The sequence below is a fragment of the Gilvimarinus japonicus genome (assembly GCF_042847215.1).
Lineage (GTDB): Bacteria > Pseudomonadota > Gammaproteobacteria > Pseudomonadales > Cellvibrionaceae > Gilvimarinus > Gilvimarinus japonicus.
Genome location: NZ_AP031500.1, coordinates 301,704 through 317,928 on the forward strand (window position 1 = coordinate 301,704; position 16,225 = coordinate 317,928).

The following is a 16,225-nucleotide window of genomic DNA, read 5'->3' on the forward strand; positions in this document are numbered from 1 at the left end:
TCGCCGGATTTTGCAAACTCTACCGGTTCGCGTCGTAATTTACAGAGCGCTTGCTCGCTAGCGGCGCGCGAGGCCGTGTGTTGCGGGGCTGCGGCGATGGCGTTGTTCTTGCAATATCCTATAGTTCTAACAACTAGACTGATAAATTCAACATATATTTAGGGTTGTGGGGATGATGGGATTTAATCGTTTTTTTACCTGGCTGGGCAGCCGTGAATTAACCGTAATGTGCGTCGTGTTTGCATTGCTGGCATCAATATGGGTGTTTGCCGAGATCGCCGACGAGGTGACCGATGGCGAAACACACGAGTTTGATCGCAGCGTATTGTTGATGATGCGCACTGCCGACGATGTCTCCGATCCTATTGGGCCCGGCTGGGTCGAAGAGATGGGACGTGATATCACTGCACTGGGGGGCAATGTGATATTGACGCTGTTAACGTTGCTGGTGATGGGGTACCTCGTATTGTGCCAGCGCCGCCGGTTAGCGTTAGTGGTGTTGGTGGCATCACTGGGCTCGCTGGGCGCTAACACCCTGCTTAAAGATTCCTACGAGCGCGACCGACCGGATTTAGTCCCCCACGGGGCCGAGGTGTATACCGCGAGCTTTCCCAGCGGTCACTCGATGGTGGCGGCCGCGACTTACTTAACCTTGGGGGCGCTGCTGGCTCGGGCCGAAAAGCGCCGTCGTTTAAAGGCGTATTATTTGGTCGCCGCGCTGACGATTACGTTGCTGGTGGGGGTTAGCCGGGTGTATCTCGGTGTGCACTGGCCCACAGATGTTCTTGCTGGCTGGACGGCGGGGGCTGGTTGGGCCCTAGCGTGTTGGTTGCTGGCCGGTTGGTTACAGCGCCGTGGCCAAGTCGAGCCAGAATCGAACAACCCTAGTGCTTTAGCGTCAGCTGATGAGGCGGCTAAGTAATGTGCCGCCACCTTCTTGGATTTAATCAAAACGTAAAGGATTTTAAATGAGTACACCCCTAGTTATTTTGGCCAATGTTTCCGCCATCGGCGTACTCGCACGCATGGGGTACACCGCACGCGCTCTGGTTTATTTAATGGTTGGCTCGCTCGCGGTTATGACGGCGATTGGGGTGGGAGGCGAAACCACCAACAGCCGTGGCGCTGTGCGTGAAATTGCGCAACAACCTTTTGGTCAATTTTTGTTGGTGCTGCTGGTGGCGGGCTTGCTGGGCTACGTTATTTGGCGCACGACTCAAGCGCTGACCGATACCGATGATCACGGCACCTCGGTTAAAGGCCTGGGCGTGCGCGCGGGGTTACTTATTAGCGCAATTACCCACGGAACCTTAGCGCTGTTTACGGCAAAGCTGGTGTGGTCTGGCTCTGACGATAGCAGCGGACAACCGACGTGGCTGTCGTCCGACCCTGGGCTCTGGCTACTGGCGGCGATCGGCGCGGGAATGGCGGTTGCGGGCGTGGCACACATGGTAAAAGGCTGGAAGGTTGGCTATGAGAAGTTTATGCGTTTGCCGCCCTCGCAAATTGTCTGGATGCGGCCGCTGTGTCGTTTTGGTTTAGTGGCGCGCGGTGCGGTGCTAATTTTGATTGGCGCTATTCTGGCGCGTTCCGCTATCATGGCCCGCAGCTCTGAGGTGAAAGGCATCGCCGATGCGTTGAACACTTTGCGCGACAACCCCTACGGCGCCTGGATGCTAGGTATCGTAGCGGCAGGACTCTTTGCGTTTGGGTGTTATAGTTTGCTAGAGGCGATATTCCGCCGCATTGATAGCAATGACGAATAAGGTTGATATGAAAGCCCCGCAGATACGTAACGCTCTACTGATTATTAACCCTAAGGCGCGCCAGGGCGCCGAGGCGCAGTTGGATGACGGGTTAGCGCGGTTAGAGCAGGCGGGTATCAGCGTCGAGCGGTTAGCCTCCCAAGGGCCAGAGCAAAGCTGCCAAGCGGTGCGCGAACGCAAAGATAATTTGGACTTAGTCATCGTCGGCGGTGGGGACGGAACGATTAGTTCTATGGCCAGCACCTTGTACCAATGCGACTTACCCCTGGCCGTGTTACCACTGGGCACCGCAAACGATTTAGCCCGATCGCTGGGCTTGACCGGAGCACTTGACGAGGCCTTTGACGTTATCGTCGCCGGGCAGCGTCAGCGTATTGATTTAGGTGTAGTGAACAAACATTATTTTTTTAACGTCGCGCACCTCGGGCTCGGGGTTCAGGTTTCCGAAGAGCTTACCGACGAGGTAAAAAAGCACTGGGGCGTGTTGAGTTATCTAAAAGCGTTTTTTGCGGCACTGGCCCGTGTTAAACAGTTTAAAGCCAATATGTCGGTCGATGGTGTGCATTACCGCCAGCGCTCTATTCAGATGGCGATTGGCAACGGCCGCTATTACGGCGGTGGCAATGTGGTGGATGAAAAGACCCGCATTGATGATGGCAAATTGTCACTATACAGCTTGCGTCCGCAAACCGTGTGGGAGCTATTAACCTTGGCGCCGCTGTTGCGCGACGGCCGGCAGCGTTACAATAAGCGTGTTTTTAATGTGCAAGCCGAACGCATAGAGATTACCACTGGCCGTAAACATATGGCGATCCACGCGGATGGTGAGCCGGTGGCGCAAACCCCCGCGCATTTTAGTGTGGTACCACAGGCCCTAGAGGTACTGGTGCCAGCGTTTACAGAGACTGACTTGCCCGAATAATGGTTACTTATTTACAAAAGGATGCCCGCTCATGAGTGTATTGCGCAATGATTTACAAGTCGCACTAAACGATTTACATGTGGCCTTAATGGAAAGCGCCGATCACTACCGCTATGCCGCCGAGTTTGTCAGTGACGCGTTAACGGGCGAACTATTTGAAACCCTTGCTGAGGCGCGCGATCTACTTGCCGACGAAGCCGAAGAGGCCATACGCGATAGCGGCGATCTACCTTCTGTCCCCGATGTTGATCGCGAAACCGGTGAGCAACTGCTGCAGCGCCTAGAGGCGGTTTTTTCGGCGGACGAGGCGGCCGATGTTATGGCGCAACGGCTAGAGGGAGAGGCTCAGTTTGAAGAGCTTCTGAACACCCCTGAGATAAAAGCAATTGACAAGGATTACCCCACGCTGCGCCGCGCTTGCTTGCAAAGTATTGAGGTGGCCAGAGAAAAACTTAATGGCTCAGCGCCCTCTTAGTGTCTTTTGCTAGCGTTTACGGTGTATAGCGCCGCTACATTAACGTTTAGCCTCTAGTTTATTGCCGAGATCAGTATGTTGCGTTTGTGTACGTTATGCCATGAAATCTAAAGTTAGTCGGCTCGATCGTTTTATTAGTCAGAATAGTACTTTCTCAATTTCAGACGTGCGGTTGTTAATTGCGCAGCAGCGAATTGTTTTAGATGGCTGTGCGGCGCGCTCAATCCAGCAAAAGGTAACGCAATTCACTCGGGTGGTACTGGATGGTTGTTTTCTGCAAAATAACCAGCCGGCTTATCTTATGCTACATAAACCCCAAGGGGTCGTTAGCGCCACCCAAGATGCCAAGCATAAAACCCTGCTGGATCTTATTCATCATCCTCAGAAGCACGAACTGCACATTGTGGGACGCCTGGATTTTAATACCACAGGAGTTGTGTTATTGACTAACGACGGCGCCTGGTCACGCAAGATAAGTTTGCCCGAGACAAAGCTGAGTAAAACGTATGAAGTTACCTTAGCCCAACCCCTGAATGATAAATATATTGCAGCGTTTAAAGATGGCATCTATTTTAACTATGAAAAAATCACCACTCAACCGGCATCGTTAGAAATATTAAGTGAATACACAGCAAGACTTTCGTTGACCGAGGGAAAGTATCATCAGGTAAAGCGGATGTTTGGTTTTTTTCAAAACGAGGTGCTGGCGTTGCATCGAACTTCTGTCGGAAATCTCGCTCTCGGCGATCTTAAGCCAGGCGGCAGTCGTGTACTAACTGAAAAAGAACTCGACGAGCTGTGGGCTTAAGTGCACATTGGTAAAAAACAATGTGCACTTGCTGGTGTTTTGCTCAGCATTAAGCAAACGTCGACGATACCATGAGGCAATATGGCTTCATGGTATCGAGCCTTGTTACAACCCTAGCGGTAAAAATTACAGCCTGCGTTTAACTGCCGAGTATATTGGTGCTCGCTTTTTTGGAGGCCTTTGCGGCTTTTTTCTCTTTGGCGGTTAAAAGCGGTTTCTTCTTGGTATCTTTTTTACTGTTTTGCCCTTTACTCATGATACGTTCCTTTTAAGTTGCCTATAAAGCTAAGGGCAATGTCAGTCAGTTTAAGGGCTGATATTGCCTACGGTAAAAACGCGACATTGCAGAGTAACAGCAGCAGTATGGCCCTAAGTAGCGGCAATAGATAGCGATAGTGTGTTGGTGGTTAAGCGTGGGTGACTATTTCCGTGCGACTCTTTGTAAAGCACGAGTAAAGCTTTACAAAGAGTACTCAAACGAGCCGGATTTGTTTGACAGAAGATCGGTTAATACTTATTTTATGTTAACGATAACAATTCGGTGACCTTGATGGCACAGTAGCTATTGAGTCAGGCGGAGAACACAACATAAAAAGGTAAAATGCCATGTCGATGATAAGAACGCCCCGTTTACTCACATCCCTATTGCTGGGCTTGGCTGCGGCTCACGCAAGCGCTTCGGGGTTTGGCCCGGCGGCGGCCGTGAGTGGCCAGTTTCAGCCAGAGCAGGATTTGTTGGTTGCTAATTTTGATAGCAAACCCGACCCCGATGACTTACAAGCGATCGCGGCGCTGGGCACAATGCTGCAGCACGAACGATTTTCTGAGGTCGATTTTTTAGCCGTGGCCGGCGCTTACGGTATCCAAGGCGGTAGCTATATTGCGGCGCCAAAGCTTTTTAAATTGGCGTTTGGCAATCAGTGGGTGGATGCGCACGGTGATCGTGAAGCGGCGGTTAAGGCGGCAAGTCAGCGCGCCATTAAAACCTTAAAAGACGGCGGTGATGTCTGGCTACAAGAGGCGGGGCAATCAGATTTTAGCGCGATGTTGGTTAAAGCGATCCGCGCAGAGTTGCCAGCACTGAATAGTAAGCAGCGAATTCATACTGTGCAGCACAGTACCTGGAACGAAGAACAAACGACCCCCGAAGATTTTTTATACGTTCGCGAATACACCGATTACAGTAAAATACCCGATGGCAACGGCGGTGGTAACGGCACGCCGAGTTTTAACAATCAAGACGGCCGGTGGTGGACGATAGTGACGCAACACGAACAGTTAGGGGCGTTGTGGAAAGAGGCAAAACGTTTAAGTGATGCTAATAATGCCCACGCCGGTTATGACAACCCGACAATTGCCGCCGGTGGTTTTGATTTTTCGGATACCGTAGAGGCGACCTGGATTTTTAACCTAAATCAATTAAAAGATACCGATGATTTTTTTGCGACATTTGTGGGTGAATAAAGGGCGGCCTAATAGATTGCTAAACGAGCCGGCATAAAAAAGCCGAGGCATGTGCCTCGGCTTTTTTTGTTTAACGCTCAGTGTTAATCGGCAAAAGCATTCACTGTTTCGATGCTGCCGTCTTCGTTGTGATGGATCGGCATCATCTTCACATTACGGAATATAAAGGACACCCATATTTTAAAAAATACCGGCCTGAAAGTTAAAGATAACGAAGCCCCATGATTTTATATGGTGAGCCGAAATTGGTTTGAACTTTTCAGGCGTAGATGGCGTTATTGGTGATTTTAACGCGTAAATTTCGGCCCCGGTCAGAGGGGGGGATTATAAGGCAGGTTGTAGCGTTAAGTGACGGCAAGGTTGTTGTACAGCTCTCGGCATCGTCGCGAGCCGTGAAGCCATTTCAATCTAGCTTTGTCACACAGTGTTTGTAGCTTAGCGACAGGGCCGATGGCTCGGCCAAAGTGTTTCTCGATATGGCAGCAGGTGTGTAACCAATCTTTTTGATCAAAACCCAGTCGAGTCAGAATGGGCGGTAAGGCTTCACTGATATGCCCGCGCTTATCGTTGCGAATGGCGCGACCGGTCCAGTCCACCAGCTCTAAATAATCGGTGAGTAGAAAGGGTAAATTCTCGGGTTTGTCGTCCGCTTTTTGATTGCCCGAAAAAGCCATTAGCTCGGCCAGGTTTCTCGTGTCAGTATTATCTTCGGCGGGCTTTGATTTGGCTGAATTAGGGATAATGTCTAAGCGTTCTTGAATGCTGGTGTAGTCAGAGGTTTCTGGTGTTTTGGCCATGTTAGCGCGTATGGGGTTTAAATCCACATAAGCCATACAACTAAGAACCGCCTTCTCATCCAGTAGTGCTTGGCTTTTAAATCGGCCCTCCCAGAACCTTCCTTTGCAATTGTCTTCGGCGTTAGCAAGGCGAGCTAAATGCTCATTAAGACAGCGCATAAACCAGCTAATACTGCATAAACGCTCGCGCCAATCATCAACAACCTCATCCACCACTTTGAGCTCCTCTGCATCCAGAAATTGCCCCGCACAATAACGCTGAACGATTACAGGGCCCTTAAACAATAAACGCCAGCGATCAATGACCTGATCTCGAGATAGGTTATCGCAAAGCTCTTTGTTGACGCGAAAAACGACATGATAGTGGTTGGACATAACAGCATAAGCCGCAATATCAATGCAAAACATGGACGCTAGCTGTTTTAAACGCTGGGTAATCCAGCTACGGCGGTGCTCGAAATTATAACCTTTGCCGGGTCCACACAAAAAAGCCCGTCGAACGCAGCGGGAAACACAGTGGTAATAAGGCGTATCGTTGAGCGAGATTAACTGCTTGCGCGGCTGAGTCATAAGTCCTCCTTGAACACAGATTACAGTTTCAGGCAGGTACAGGATTGTGCTATTGTCAAGTTTTTGGGTGTCCTTTAATATGTTTATTCAGGTCAAGCTACGAGAAGCCGATTTGGACGCTGAATAGTTACAAATTAACTTAAATAATATTAGGGATATATAGTGAGTTATAATCAAAATACACGATTTAGAGCGATGCGGATAACGGCTATTTTATCAAAATGCGTACTTGTATCAGGTATGTATAGTCATTTTGCTAGTGCCGAGGAAGAAATAATTGTATATGGATACCAATATACAACATCTAGCGCAGGAAATATCTACTCCGTAGCCGCAAATATGAATCCACACAACTACTATCAAGATTACAATCATAGCCAGATGTACGGGACGCGCAATAGAACACGACCAGCAGAAAACCAAGAAAACCAAGAAGATCAAGAAAAGTCCTGTACCCGGCCTGGAAGCAAAGTAGCTCGGGGCTCTGTTGTCGCGCAGATAAGCTTTACAGAAGCATACGGAGGTGCAAATGGTCTATCTGATAATGCATGGCACGAGATCGCAGAAGAAGCACAGGAAACCTTTGGAAATAATATAACTTACAGCGGTGTTTTTGGTTTTGTACTAACCGTCCAAACCTTCGTGAGAGTGCCATCTAGAGGGTTTGGTTTTACAATACCTGGAATTACATTATCTGCGGTGCCAATCTATGGAAACCCAAACCTCAGCTTGTATGAGAATATTATGAGCGAGATGAACCGGACACCTAGAGAGGACGCGCTAGAGGAGTATGCGTGCGAATAATGTAGGGTTCTGGCTTGTGGGAGAAGCGCTCTCTCACAAGCTGATAGAATATTTTCAGAAGACGTAAGATGATGAGTATATGTATATGAAAAAAATTGTATTTAGCGGAGTTGCGCTTTCTGCTCTAGTGTTTGTCGTTGCTCAAGCGCTAGTAATGAATGGCCCTGACAGTACTAACGAAAAACCTTCTGCTATAGCTGATAATTCGGTGGTTCCTTATAAAGATCCAAAATTAAGCCAGGTTTCAACAAAAGAGATCGCAACGCCTTCAGAAACGCTTGCTGACGAAAGCTCGGAAACGGAGGTTTCGGTCACTCAAAAAATATACAACTGGATGAAATCGATCGTTGGTTTTGAAAATGCTGTGATGCTAACAGCAGAAGAATCTGACGAGTATCTGCAATGGCAAAGAGATAAAGGTTTGTTGGTGGATGACCTGAATAGTTCAGGCTATTCCAGCTACGAAAAAAGTGCACTTTATGCTTTGGCTCAGCAAGGAGACTTAAAAGCTTACGAGGCTCTTCTATATAAGGTAGATAGCAATACTCCTGAGGCTGAAAATTTGGATCGTATAGGCTTAATTCTAGGAGCTTTCAGCGCACCTTATAGCTTAGCGACGGAAGTTTCTGGAGTGGCTGAGAAAGCTTACGACGACGGCGACCACGAAGCCTACCGTAGTTACTTTGTAGAGAAGCTGGCGTTGTTAGAGTTTGCCAAGATGCGCGGAATGGTCCTTCCTGAAAAAGGTATGGAAAGAGTGTTGGACGGATACAAACTTGATGACAATATTGAAGACATTCAGATTCAAGCTCAACAACGAAACTTTGAAATCTTACAAGAAGTCAATGCGTACCGTGAGAAGCAAGGCTGGGAACCGTTAAACCATGAACTGCCTAGCGCTGTAAGAAGGCAATTGGCGACAAACGCTTGTGGAGATGATGCAAATTGTATCCGAGAGAACGCTCTGCCCAAGGATTGAAGGACTAAAACCGATTTTTAGAGGCCCGCCAGAAGCTGGCTTTGTTTGTGGCCGTTAGTTTTTTGAGTTGAAACAAAAATATCGAAGAAAATATAGGACAGGCACAAATTGAAAAAACAACCCAGCATCTCTCCTCCTAGCGCCAAAATTATTCTTTAGGTTTACGCTCCGTAGATCCCAAGCTTAATAATCGCTAAAAGGCCATATTTGGCCCACGGACTATTCTGCCCGAAGAGCATAAAGATTGATTGGCGGAGTGGTTTAACGGCTTGGTGAATACATCTGCCGGCACTGGCTGATGCCGTGTATCCAGCGTTGGTTGAGTGACTCGCAAAGCTCGGTGATTTTTGTTGCTGGGCCGATGGCTTGGCCAAAATTTTTCTCGATATGGCAGCAGGTGTTGAGCCAGTTGTTGGGATGAATATTCAAGCGTTGGAGAATAGCGGGTAGGTCGCTATCAATGGCGCCGCGCTTTTCGCTTCGTACCGCACGACCGGTCCAGTCTATGAGTTGCAGGTAGTCGATTGAATTAAAGGGAATATGCTGGGGTTGGTTCTTGTCGTGTTCGTTACCGGCAAAGGGTAATAGTTCTGCGAGCGATAACGGGGCCTCTTTATTATTCGTGCTGTTGGCATTATCTACATTTATTTGGGGTGATGAGGGAGCAATGCCTAGCCGTTCTTGAGCGCTGGTAAAATCTGAGGTTTCGGGTTTGTCGGCCATTTTGGCTCTAATGGGGTTTAAGTCCACGTAGGCTAACGCTCGTTCATCTAATAATGCCTGGCTTTAAAGCGAGCTTCAAAAAAGTGGCCTTTACAGTTATCTTCTTTATTGGCCCAGCGGGCAATAGGCTCGTTTAGGCAGCGCATAAACCAACTGATGTCGGCTAAGCGTTTGCGCCACATATTTACAATGTCATCCACCACCGCCAGCTCGGGTGCTCCCAGCGCTTTACCGGCCATATATTGTTGAATGAGTTCGGGGCCTTTAAATAGCTTACGCCAACGTTCAATGATCGCATCCCGGCTCAAAGTATCTACTTGCGCTGTATCGACGCGTAATACCACATGATAGTGATTGGACATCACCGCATAAGCGGCGACATCAATGGTGAATACAGCGGCTAGTTGTTTAATTCGCGTTACAATCCAGCCTCGGCGATGCTCAAAGTTATAGCCTTTGCCGGAGCCGCAGAGAAAGGCGCGCCGCACACAGCGTGAAACGCAGTGGTAGTAGGGTGTGTCGGAGACGGAAATTAAGTTTCTTCGGGGCTGGGTCATGGTTCCTCCGTGAACGCTGATTACTAATTTACTTTGGTACAGGCTTGTGGCATTGTCAAGTTTTTGGGTGTCCTAGACTGCTTCTTTACGACTGTGGATACGTTTGAGATATTCGGTTAACAAAACGCCGCAGTTGACCGCCCAAAGCGCTGCCGCGCTTTAGGTTTCCTCCGCGTTCGCGCTCCGGCGGCAACTGAGCTTCGGCGTTAGCACTAAAATCGAGAGCGAAGGTTAATGAACTGGAAAACTATATTTTTTGTGGCTGCAGGCTCAACTTTGGGTGTTGTTTCTGCGCAATTTTATTTCCATGGATTCGACGTAATGGTTTTGTTGGGTTCGGGAATCGCTTCAATTTTGGGGGCAATTTTTATGGGTTATGTCTCTACATTAGGTAAACGAAATCGGTAAATTTCGTAGCTATCTGATAAATATAAAGGACACCCACATTTTAGAAAGAATACTGGCCTGAAAGTTAAAAATAACAAAGCCCTATGATTTTATATAGTGAGCCGAAATTGGTTTGAACTTTTCAGGCGTAGATGGCGTTATTGACAAGTTTAACGCGTAAAAAGGCAGCCCCGGTCAGTGGGGGAGGGGAATTATAAGACAGGTTGTAGTGCGCTAAGTGACGGCAAGGTTGTTGTACAACTCTCGGCATCGTCGCGAGCCGTGAAGCCACTTCAATCCGGCCTTATCGCAAAGCGTTTGCAGTTTGGCGACAGGGCCGATAGCTCGGCCAAAGTGTTGCTCTATGTGGCAGCAGGTGTGCCAATATAAAGGACCCCCACATTTTAACTGTCAAGTTTTTTGGTGTCCTTTAATATGCCGCCAGGAATGGGGAGCTAAATGCCAGTGTTCCCCATAATCAGTAGACGGTAATCCCCCCATTTTTAACCGAAGCTAAAAGTAGAAGGCTATGCGGCTAACGCCAGTTTTTGTATTGGCGTTATGCCACCCAAGGCCATGTTCGGCCTTTCGTTGTTATAAGTCCACAACCAGTTGGTAGCGTGTTGCTGAACCTCTTCGATGCAACTGAAGAGGTATTGCCCCAGCCAGTCATAGCGAACTGTGCGGTTGTAGCGTTCGATATAAGCATTCTGCTGTGGGTTGCCGGGCTGGATAAACTCCAACTCAACACCACGGTTTTCCGCCCAAGTCGCCAATAAACCGCTAATGTACTCGGGACCGTTGTCACAACGTAGCTGCTTGGGCTTGCCGCGCCATTCAATGATCTGATCCAAGGCGCGTATTACCCGCGCTGCCGGTAAGGAAAAGTCCACTTCGATCGCCAAGCCTTCACGATTAAAGTCATCAATCACATTGAATAGCCGGTAACTTCGACCATCTTCAAGCTGGTCGTGCATAAAGTCCATTGACCAGCAGTCATTCACAGCCTCGGGCACCGATAACGCTTCCGGTTTCTCTCTCACAAGCCGCTTCTTCGGCTTGATGCGCAGATTAAGTTCTAACGCCTTGTATATCCGGTAAACACGCTTGTGGTTCCAGCCATAGCCCTTGACGTTTCTCAGGTACAGATAACAGAGCCCAAAACCCCAGTTGCGCTGATTATGGGTTAACCGGATCAACCAATCGGCAATCTCGGCGTTTTCGCTGCTGAGTTTGGGCTGATAGCGGTAGCAGGTATCACTGATGCCAACGGCCGCACAAGCCACACGTATACTGGCGCCTTTGTGCTTAACTGCATCCTGCGCCACCTCTTTGAGTCGAGATGGCTTCACCACTTTTTTTGAAGCGCTTCCTGGACAATCTCGGCCTTCAGGCGCTCTTCAGCGTACATCTTCTTTAAACGCCGGTTTTCCTCCTGCAGCTCCTTGAGCCTGGCCATCATAGAAGCGTCCATTCCGCCGTACTTGCTGCGCCACTTGTAGAAGGTGGCAGAGCTCATGCCGTGCTCGCGACACAGCTCTGGGACCGGGGTTCCGGCCTCAGCTTGCTTAAGAATGGCCATGATCTGGCTATCTGAATACTTCGATTTTTTCATGCAAAATCTCCTGCGCAAATAATACGAGAAAATTCTACTTTTGGCCCCTGTTAATTTCTGGGGGGATTACCATACTACCGATGGTAAGTGGTGGAGTATGTTGGCACAGGACGAGCGATTGGCTGAGCTGTGGGGCGAGGCAAAAAAGTTAACCGATGCTAACAACGCCCACGCCGGGTACGATAACCCTTCTATTGCCGCGGGTGATTTTGATTTTTCGGATACGGTCGAGGCGACGTGGATTTTTAATATGAATGATTTTAACAATGTAGATGACTTTTTTCAGGTGTTTGCTACCAAACACTAATTTATAAACGCGCGATTACCATGCGCCAACAAAAAAGCCGGCGCTTAAGCGTCGGCTTTTTTGTGTCTGCTATAGGCCGGTATTAATCGGCAAAGGCATTGACGGTTTCAATCGTGCCATCGGCATTGTGATGGATCGGCATCATCTTCACATTACGCAAGTGAGTCTGGCCGCCAGAGAGTTGCGTGTCGTGATAAAAGACATACCACTGACCATTGAACTCGGCAATCGAGTGGTGGTTGGTCCAGCCCAATACCGGCTCTAATACTACGCCCTGATAAGTGAAGGGGCCGTAAGGGCTATCGCCGGTAGCGTAGGCGATGTTGTGGGTGTCGCCAGTAGAGTACGAGAAGTAGTAGGTATCGTTGTACTTGTGTACCCAGGCGGCTTCGAAAAAGCGTTTTTCGTTGTCGCCGTGTTTAATGGGTGTGCCGTCCGAGTTGAGCAGCATGATTTCTTTGGGCTCTTCGGCAAAGCTCACCATGTCGTCGCCCATTTTAGCAATCAAAGGTGCTACGGCAGGTTCGTCATCGGCGGGGTAGCTGTCTTCCGCGATGTATTCGCCGCTGGTCCAGCGCTGCAATTGACCGCCCCAAATACCGCCAAAGTACATGTAGTATTCGCCATCGGTGTCTTCATAAACCGTTGGATCCATACTGTAGCTGCCTTCAATAGGCTTGGGCTCGGCGGTGAATGGCCCGGTCGGCGAATCGCTTACCGCGACGCCAATGTGAAAGATGCCGTCGTAATCTTTGGCGGGGAAGTAAAGGTAGTATTTATCACCTTTCTTTGCCGCGTCAGGTGCCCACATTTGTTTTTCGGCCCAAGGCACATCGTCTACGTCCAGCACCACGCCGCTGTCTTTTACTTCACCGCCAGCTTCTGTTAGTGACAACACGTGATAGTCGCGCATAGCAAAGTGCGCGCCTGTGTCGTCCATTGGAATCTCGGTTTCGATATCGTGAGACGGATAAATGTAGAGAGTGTCGTTCCACACGTGGGCCGAAGGGTCAGCGGTGTAAATATCGCTAACCAGCGGCTGCGATACGTATTCGCGCTCGGCGGCCATACGGCGGTTTTCGGCTTCTTTTTGTACCACGTCGGGTACGTCTGAGCTAGCCGTTGCGGCTTTGGCGGGTGTAGCGTTGGGCGTGTTTATGGTCTCGCTCTTTTGCTCGCCGCAAGCGGCTAGGGCGGCCGCCATGGCCGTCACTAGGGCGAGTGATGTCAGATTTTTATTAAATTGCATGACAGTCTCCGGGTCTTTTTTAAGTTAATAACATTAAGCGTGATAAAGCGTTGATAGTGCTTGATTGTTGGTATTTACCAGTGCCAAAGCGTGCCGTCCTCTAGCCGGTTAACCGGTAGGCTAGCGCGTTTATAGGGGTGCTTGGCCGCTTCGGCCTCATCGATATCCACTCCGTGGCCAGGTATTTCGCCGGGGGTAAAGTGGCCATCTTTAAATTCGTAAGCACGGCTAAACACTGATTCCATCAATGGGCTGTGGGGCATGTGTTCTTGCACACCAAAGTTAGGCACCCAGTAATCAAAGTGTAGTGCAGCGCCCATGCACACCGGCGATAAATCGGTGGCGCCGTGAAAGCCGGTACGCACGTGGTACAGAGAGGCTAGATCGGCAATCCGCCGCACATGGGTAATACCGCCGCCGTGAACAATGGTGGTGCGAATATAGTCGATCAGCTGGTTCTCGATCAGCTCGCGGCAATCGTGAATACTGTTGAATACTTCGCCCACAGCGATGGGCGTGGTGGTGTGCTGGCGGATCAGCTTAAAGCCTTCCTGATTCTCCGCCGGTACTGCGTCTTCCATCCAGAATAGGTGATACGGCTCTAGTTCTTTGCCGAGCCGAGCGGCCTCGATGGGGGTAAGGCGGTGATGCACATCGTGCAGCAAGTGTAGGTCGTCACCAAACTCGTCGCGAATCGCGCGAAATAGCTTGGGTGTAAAGTTTAGGTATTTCTCGGTGGACCAGACGGACTCGGTGGGTAAGTCGGCATCGGCGGGCTCGTAGGCTTTGCCCTCTTTGGCGACCCCGTAGGTGCTGGCGACCCCGGGAATACCGCACTGCACGCGGATGGCTTGATAGCCGGCATCGCGGGCGCGGGCCACTGCCTCTAAGGTTGAGGGTAGGTCTTGGCCATTGGCATGGGTGTAGGCCATGATGCGGTCGCGGCTGCGACCACCGAGCAGTTGATATAAGGGCATGCCCGCGAGTTTGGCCTTAATATCCCACAGTGCGGTGTCGATACCGGCGAGCGCCGTCATGCCTACCGGCCCCCGGCGCCAGTAGGCACCGCGGTAAATAAACTGCCAGATATCTTCGATGCGCTGCGGATCGCGGCCAATGAGCGCTGGTAGCACGTAATCTTCTAGGTACGAGACGACGGATTTTTCGCGGCCGTTTAGGGTGGCATCGCCAATGCCGTAAACGCCTTCATCAGTGGTGATTTTAACGGTGACAAAGTTGCGGCCGGGGCTGCATACAATGACTTTGGCTGCGGTGATTTTCACGCCAGTGGGTTCCTCGTGCACTTGAGTGGCGCTTTTCGGGCGCCTTTGTAATATCTTATAGTCAATAAAACCATAAGATTAGCGATATTTAGCCTAAACTACAAGCCCGTTTGCCTGTTGTGGTTTTATCCGTTGACGATTTTATTGCGCCCGCTTTGTTTTGCGCGGTACAGGTTTTTGTCGACGGCATCGATAAAGGCTTTGAGCGAATCGGATGGCTGAGGTGTAATAGTGCCAACGCCTTGGCTAACGGTAACGACCGGGCTGGCCGGCGATATTGGGTGGGGCAGCTGCAATTTAAAAATAAGGCTGCGGCAACGCTCGGCGACTTTGGCGGCGGCAGCGGCGTCGGTTTCGGGCAAAATAAGCATAAATTCTTCGCCGCCATAGCGGGCAAAAAAGTCGTTGTGGCGCGTGACTCCCTGACTTAGGGTGCGCGCAACCTGCCGCAAACAGTCATCACCTTGGATATGGCCAAAGTGATCGTTGTACTGCTTAAAGTAGTCGATATCAAAAATAATCACCGACAGTGGTTGGCTGCTGCGGCGCGCGTGGCTCCACTGTTTGTCGAGTACTGAGTCGAGCATACGGCGATTGGCGACGCCGGTTAAGCCGTCTTTAAACGATAGCTCTTTTAGCTCCTGCTGTAAGTGGACCAGTTTGTCTTCGATTTTTTTGCGCTCGCTGATGTCGAACATAAAGCCCACCAGCGAGTCGACGGCGCCGGCTTCGTTGCGTACCACGTGCACCACGTCGCGAATCCAAAGGTAGCTGCCGTCGGCGCATAGGGCGCGGTAGTCGGCCTCGTGGTCGACGCCCTCTTTTGACTGCGAAATACAGAAGTTAACCACCCAGTCGCGATCTTCCGGGTGCATGCGCTCGGCCCAGTCATTGGCGCTGCACCAGCTGTCGGCGCTCCAGCCCAGCAGTTTTTCGATTTGCGGGCCGATATAGGCAAAGCGCATGCTTTCCCAGTCGATTTTCCACGGGATGGCGTGGGTGGACTCTAACAGGGTTTTGTAAAACGCCGCGCTTTCAAGCTCGTCAGTCATGGGTGGTTTGCTCCCGTTGAGCGCACTGGGACTGTTTTTAAGGGGAGGTTACAAACGTTTTGCCATTTTAACGTAATCGACCCCGCCTTTACTGAATGGCTCACTCTCGACGGCCATGCCAAAGCGGCTGTAAATCCCCGTGGCCGATGAGCGGGCATCGCACCAAAAGCGCTTGGCGCCATGTTCTTTTAGTTCGTCTAAAATGTGGGCCAACAAGGCGCTACCAATACCTTGGTTTTGGTGTTCGGGCAGGGTGGCAAATTTGCGCAGGCGAGCGTCGCCGCCCTCGATAAAGATCGAAGCGACGCACACCAGCTGGTCATCGATAAAGGCGCCGTAGTGTAAGGCGTCTTCATCGCCGCTCACCCGGCAAAAATCCTCGGTGCGGTCTGGCCATAGCACGAGATGACGCAGAGGCAGGACTTGGTCTATATCAATTCGCGCTAACTTCATAATTATTTTCCGGG

At 50.2% G+C, this 16,225-nt stretch carries 17 protein-coding genes; 9 read left to right on the forward strand and 8 right to left on the reverse strand.

Annotation, left to right across the window (positions count from 1 at the left end):
• Positions 1 to 172: 172 nt before the first annotated feature.
• The 6 genes from ACGHAD_RS01255 to ACGHAD_RS01280 all read left to right on the forward strand — a co-directional run bounded on the left by ACGHAD_RS01255 (position 173) and on the right by ACGHAD_RS01280 (position 5,435).
• Positions 173 to 922 (forward strand): phosphatase PAP2 family protein, encoded by a 750-nt coding sequence (locus tag ACGHAD_RS01255; RefSeq protein ID WP_339616995.1) that lies wholly within the window; start codon positions 173 to 175, stop codon positions 920 to 922.
• 46 nt (positions 923 to 968) lie between these two features.
• Complete coding sequence (locus ACGHAD_RS01260) at positions 969 to 1,766, forward strand: DUF1206 domain-containing protein (RefSeq protein ID WP_339616997.1); 798 nt, start codon at positions 969 to 971, stop codon at positions 1,764 to 1,766.
• 7 nt (positions 1,767 to 1,773) lie between these two features.
• A complete protein-coding gene (locus ACGHAD_RS01265) occupies positions 1,774 to 2,688 on the forward strand; it encodes a lipid kinase (protein WP_339616998.1) in 915 nt (304 codons plus the stop codon).
• 31 nt (positions 2,689 to 2,719) lie between these two features.
• Positions 2,720 to 3,163 (forward strand): hypothetical protein, encoded by a 444-nt coding sequence (locus tag ACGHAD_RS01270; RefSeq protein ID WP_382414162.1) that lies wholly within the window; start codon positions 2,720 to 2,722, stop codon positions 3,161 to 3,163.
• A gap of 100 nt (positions 3,164 to 3,263) precedes the next feature.
• A complete protein-coding gene (locus tag ACGHAD_RS01275; RefSeq protein ID WP_382414164.1) occupies positions 3,264 to 3,971 on the forward strand; it encodes a pseudouridine synthase in 708 nt (235 codons plus the stop codon).
• A gap of 606 nt (positions 3,972 to 4,577) precedes the next feature.
• Positions 4,578 to 5,435: a hypothetical protein gene (locus tag ACGHAD_RS01280; RefSeq protein ID WP_382414166.1), complete on the forward strand. Its 858-nt coding sequence runs from the start codon at positions 4,578 to 4,580 to the stop codon at positions 5,433 to 5,435.
• A 344-nt stretch (positions 5,436 to 5,779) separates the two neighbouring features.
• Here the strand turns inward: ACGHAD_RS01280 and ACGHAD_RS01285 are convergent, their stop codons facing one another.
• Positions 5,780 to 6,802, reverse strand: coding sequence for a transposase (locus ACGHAD_RS01285; RefSeq protein ID WP_382414168.1), 1,023 nt, complete (start codon positions 6,800 to 6,802; stop codon positions 5,780 to 5,782).
• A 162-nt stretch (positions 6,803 to 6,964) separates the two neighbouring features.
• Between ACGHAD_RS01285 and ACGHAD_RS01290 the strand changes: the two genes are divergently transcribed.
• Together ACGHAD_RS01290 and ACGHAD_RS01295 are read left to right on the forward strand one after the other, a co-directional pair.
• The gene (locus ACGHAD_RS01290; RefSeq protein WP_382414170.1) at positions 6,965 to 7,606 is read left to right on the forward strand and encodes a hypothetical protein; all 642 of its coding nucleotides are present in this window, start codon (positions 6,965 to 6,967) and stop codon (positions 7,604 to 7,606) included.
• A gap of 85 nt (positions 7,607 to 7,691) precedes the next feature.
• Entirely contained in the window at positions 7,692 to 8,585 is an 894-nt protein-coding gene (locus ACGHAD_RS01295) for a hypothetical protein (RefSeq protein WP_382414172.1), read from the forward strand.
• A 261-nt stretch (positions 8,586 to 8,846) separates the two neighbouring features.
• Here the strand turns inward: ACGHAD_RS01295 and ACGHAD_RS01300 are convergent, their stop codons facing one another.
• The 3 genes from ACGHAD_RS01300 to ACGHAD_RS01310 all read right to left on the reverse strand — a co-directional run bounded on the left by ACGHAD_RS01300 (position 8,847) and on the right by ACGHAD_RS01310 (position 11,867).
• Complete coding sequence (locus tag ACGHAD_RS01300) at positions 8,847 to 9,308, reverse strand: hypothetical protein (protein ID WP_382414174.1); 462 nt, start codon at positions 9,306 to 9,308, stop codon at positions 8,847 to 8,849.
• Between the two features lie 47 nt (positions 9,309 to 9,355).
• Positions 9,356 to 9,865 (reverse strand): nitrogen fixation protein NifB, encoded by a 510-nt coding sequence (locus tag ACGHAD_RS01305; RefSeq protein WP_382414176.1) that lies wholly within the window; start codon positions 9,863 to 9,865, stop codon positions 9,356 to 9,358.
• A gap of 914 nt (positions 9,866 to 10,779) precedes the next feature.
• Positions 10,780 to 11,867 (reverse strand): IS3 family transposase gene (locus ACGHAD_RS01310; RefSeq protein WP_390402929.1). Its coding sequence is split into 2 segments (ribosomal slippage): positions 10,780 to 11,615 and positions 11,615 to 11,867, totalling 1,089 coding nucleotides; the frame shifts between segments, so codons are not numbered across the junction.
• Between the two features lie 97 nt (positions 11,868 to 11,964).
• Here ACGHAD_RS01310 and ACGHAD_RS01315 point away from each other — a divergent pair.
• Complete coding sequence (locus ACGHAD_RS01315) at positions 11,965 to 12,174, forward strand: hypothetical protein (protein ID WP_390403150.1); 210 nt, start codon at positions 11,965 to 11,967, stop codon at positions 12,172 to 12,174.
• An 82-nt stretch (positions 12,175 to 12,256) separates the two neighbouring features.
• Here ACGHAD_RS01315 and ACGHAD_RS01320 read toward each other — a convergent pair whose 3' ends face one another.
• From ACGHAD_RS01320 to ACGHAD_RS01335, 4 genes are all read right to left on the reverse strand, one after another.
• Entirely contained in the window at positions 12,257 to 13,243 is a 987-nt protein-coding gene (locus ACGHAD_RS01320; RefSeq protein ID WP_382416940.1) for a glycoside hydrolase family 43 protein, read from the reverse strand.
• 254 nt (positions 13,244 to 13,497) lie between these two features.
• Positions 13,498 to 14,706, reverse strand: a complete 1,209-nt coding sequence (gene manD, locus ACGHAD_RS01325) for a D-mannonate dehydratase ManD (RefSeq protein WP_339617007.1) — start codon at positions 14,704 to 14,706, stop codon at positions 13,498 to 13,500.
• Positions 14,707 to 14,831: 125 nt separating this feature from the next.
• On the reverse strand, positions 14,832 to 15,758 hold the full coding sequence (locus ACGHAD_RS01330; protein ID WP_382416665.1) for a diguanylate cyclase: 927 nt from the start codon (positions 15,756 to 15,758) through the stop codon (positions 14,832 to 14,834).
• 48 nt (positions 15,759 to 15,806) lie between these two features.
• A complete protein-coding gene (locus ACGHAD_RS01335) occupies positions 15,807 to 16,211 on the reverse strand; it encodes a GNAT family N-acetyltransferase (protein WP_339617009.1) in 405 nt (134 codons plus the stop codon).
• Between the last annotated feature and the right edge of the window lie 14 nt (positions 16,212 to 16,225).

Excerpts from the sequence above, each read along its gene's own strand:
- ACGHAD_RS01335 (WP_339617009.1), bottom strand. The coding sequence starts at position 16,211 with ATGAAGTTAGCGCGAATTGATATAGACCAAGTCCTGCCTCTGCGTCAT.
- ACGHAD_RS01285 (WP_382414168.1), bottom strand. The coding sequence starts at position 6,802 with ATGACTCAGCCGCGCAAGCAGTTAATCTCGCTCAACGATACGCCTTAT.
- ACGHAD_RS01270 (WP_382414162.1), top strand. The coding sequence starts at position 2,720 with ATGAGTGTATTGCGCAATGATTTACAAGTCGCACTAAACGATTTACAT.
- ACGHAD_RS01315 (WP_390403150.1), top strand. The coding sequence starts at position 11,965 with ATGTTGGCACAGGACGAGCGATTGGCTGAGCTGTGGGGCGAGGCAAAA.
- ACGHAD_RS01275 (WP_382414164.1), top strand. The coding sequence starts at position 3,264 with ATGAAATCTAAAGTTAGTCGGCTCGATCGTTTTATTAGTCAGAATAGT.
- ACGHAD_RS01260 (WP_339616997.1), top strand. The coding sequence starts at position 969 with ATGAGTACACCCCTAGTTATTTTGGCCAATGTTTCCGCCATCGGCGTA.
- ACGHAD_RS01295 (WP_382414172.1), top strand. The coding sequence starts at position 7,692 with ATGAAAAAAATTGTATTTAGCGGAGTTGCGCTTTCTGCTCTAGTGTTT.
- ACGHAD_RS01305 (WP_382414176.1), bottom strand. The coding sequence starts at position 9,865 with ATGACCCAGCCCCGAAGAAACTTAATTTCCGTCTCCGACACACCCTAC.
- ACGHAD_RS01300 (WP_382414174.1), bottom strand. The coding sequence starts at position 9,308 with ATGGCCGACAAACCCGAAACCTCAGATTTTACCAGCGCTCAAGAACGG.
- ACGHAD_RS01265 (WP_339616998.1), top strand. The coding sequence starts at position 1,774 with ATGAAAGCCCCGCAGATACGTAACGCTCTACTGATTATTAACCCTAAG.
- ACGHAD_RS01320 (WP_382416940.1), bottom strand. The coding sequence starts at position 13,243 with ATGGCCGCCGAGCGCGAATACGTATCGCAGCCGCTGGTTAGCGATATT.
- ACGHAD_RS01255 (WP_339616995.1), top strand. The coding sequence starts at position 173 with ATGATGGGATTTAATCGTTTTTTTACCTGGCTGGGCAGCCGTGAATTA.
- ACGHAD_RS01330 (WP_382416665.1), bottom strand. The coding sequence starts at position 15,758 with ATGACTGACGAGCTTGAAAGCGCGGCGTTTTACAAAACCCTGTTAGAG.
- ACGHAD_RS01280 (WP_382414166.1), top strand. The coding sequence starts at position 4,578 with ATGTCGATGATAAGAACGCCCCGTTTACTCACATCCCTATTGCTGGGC.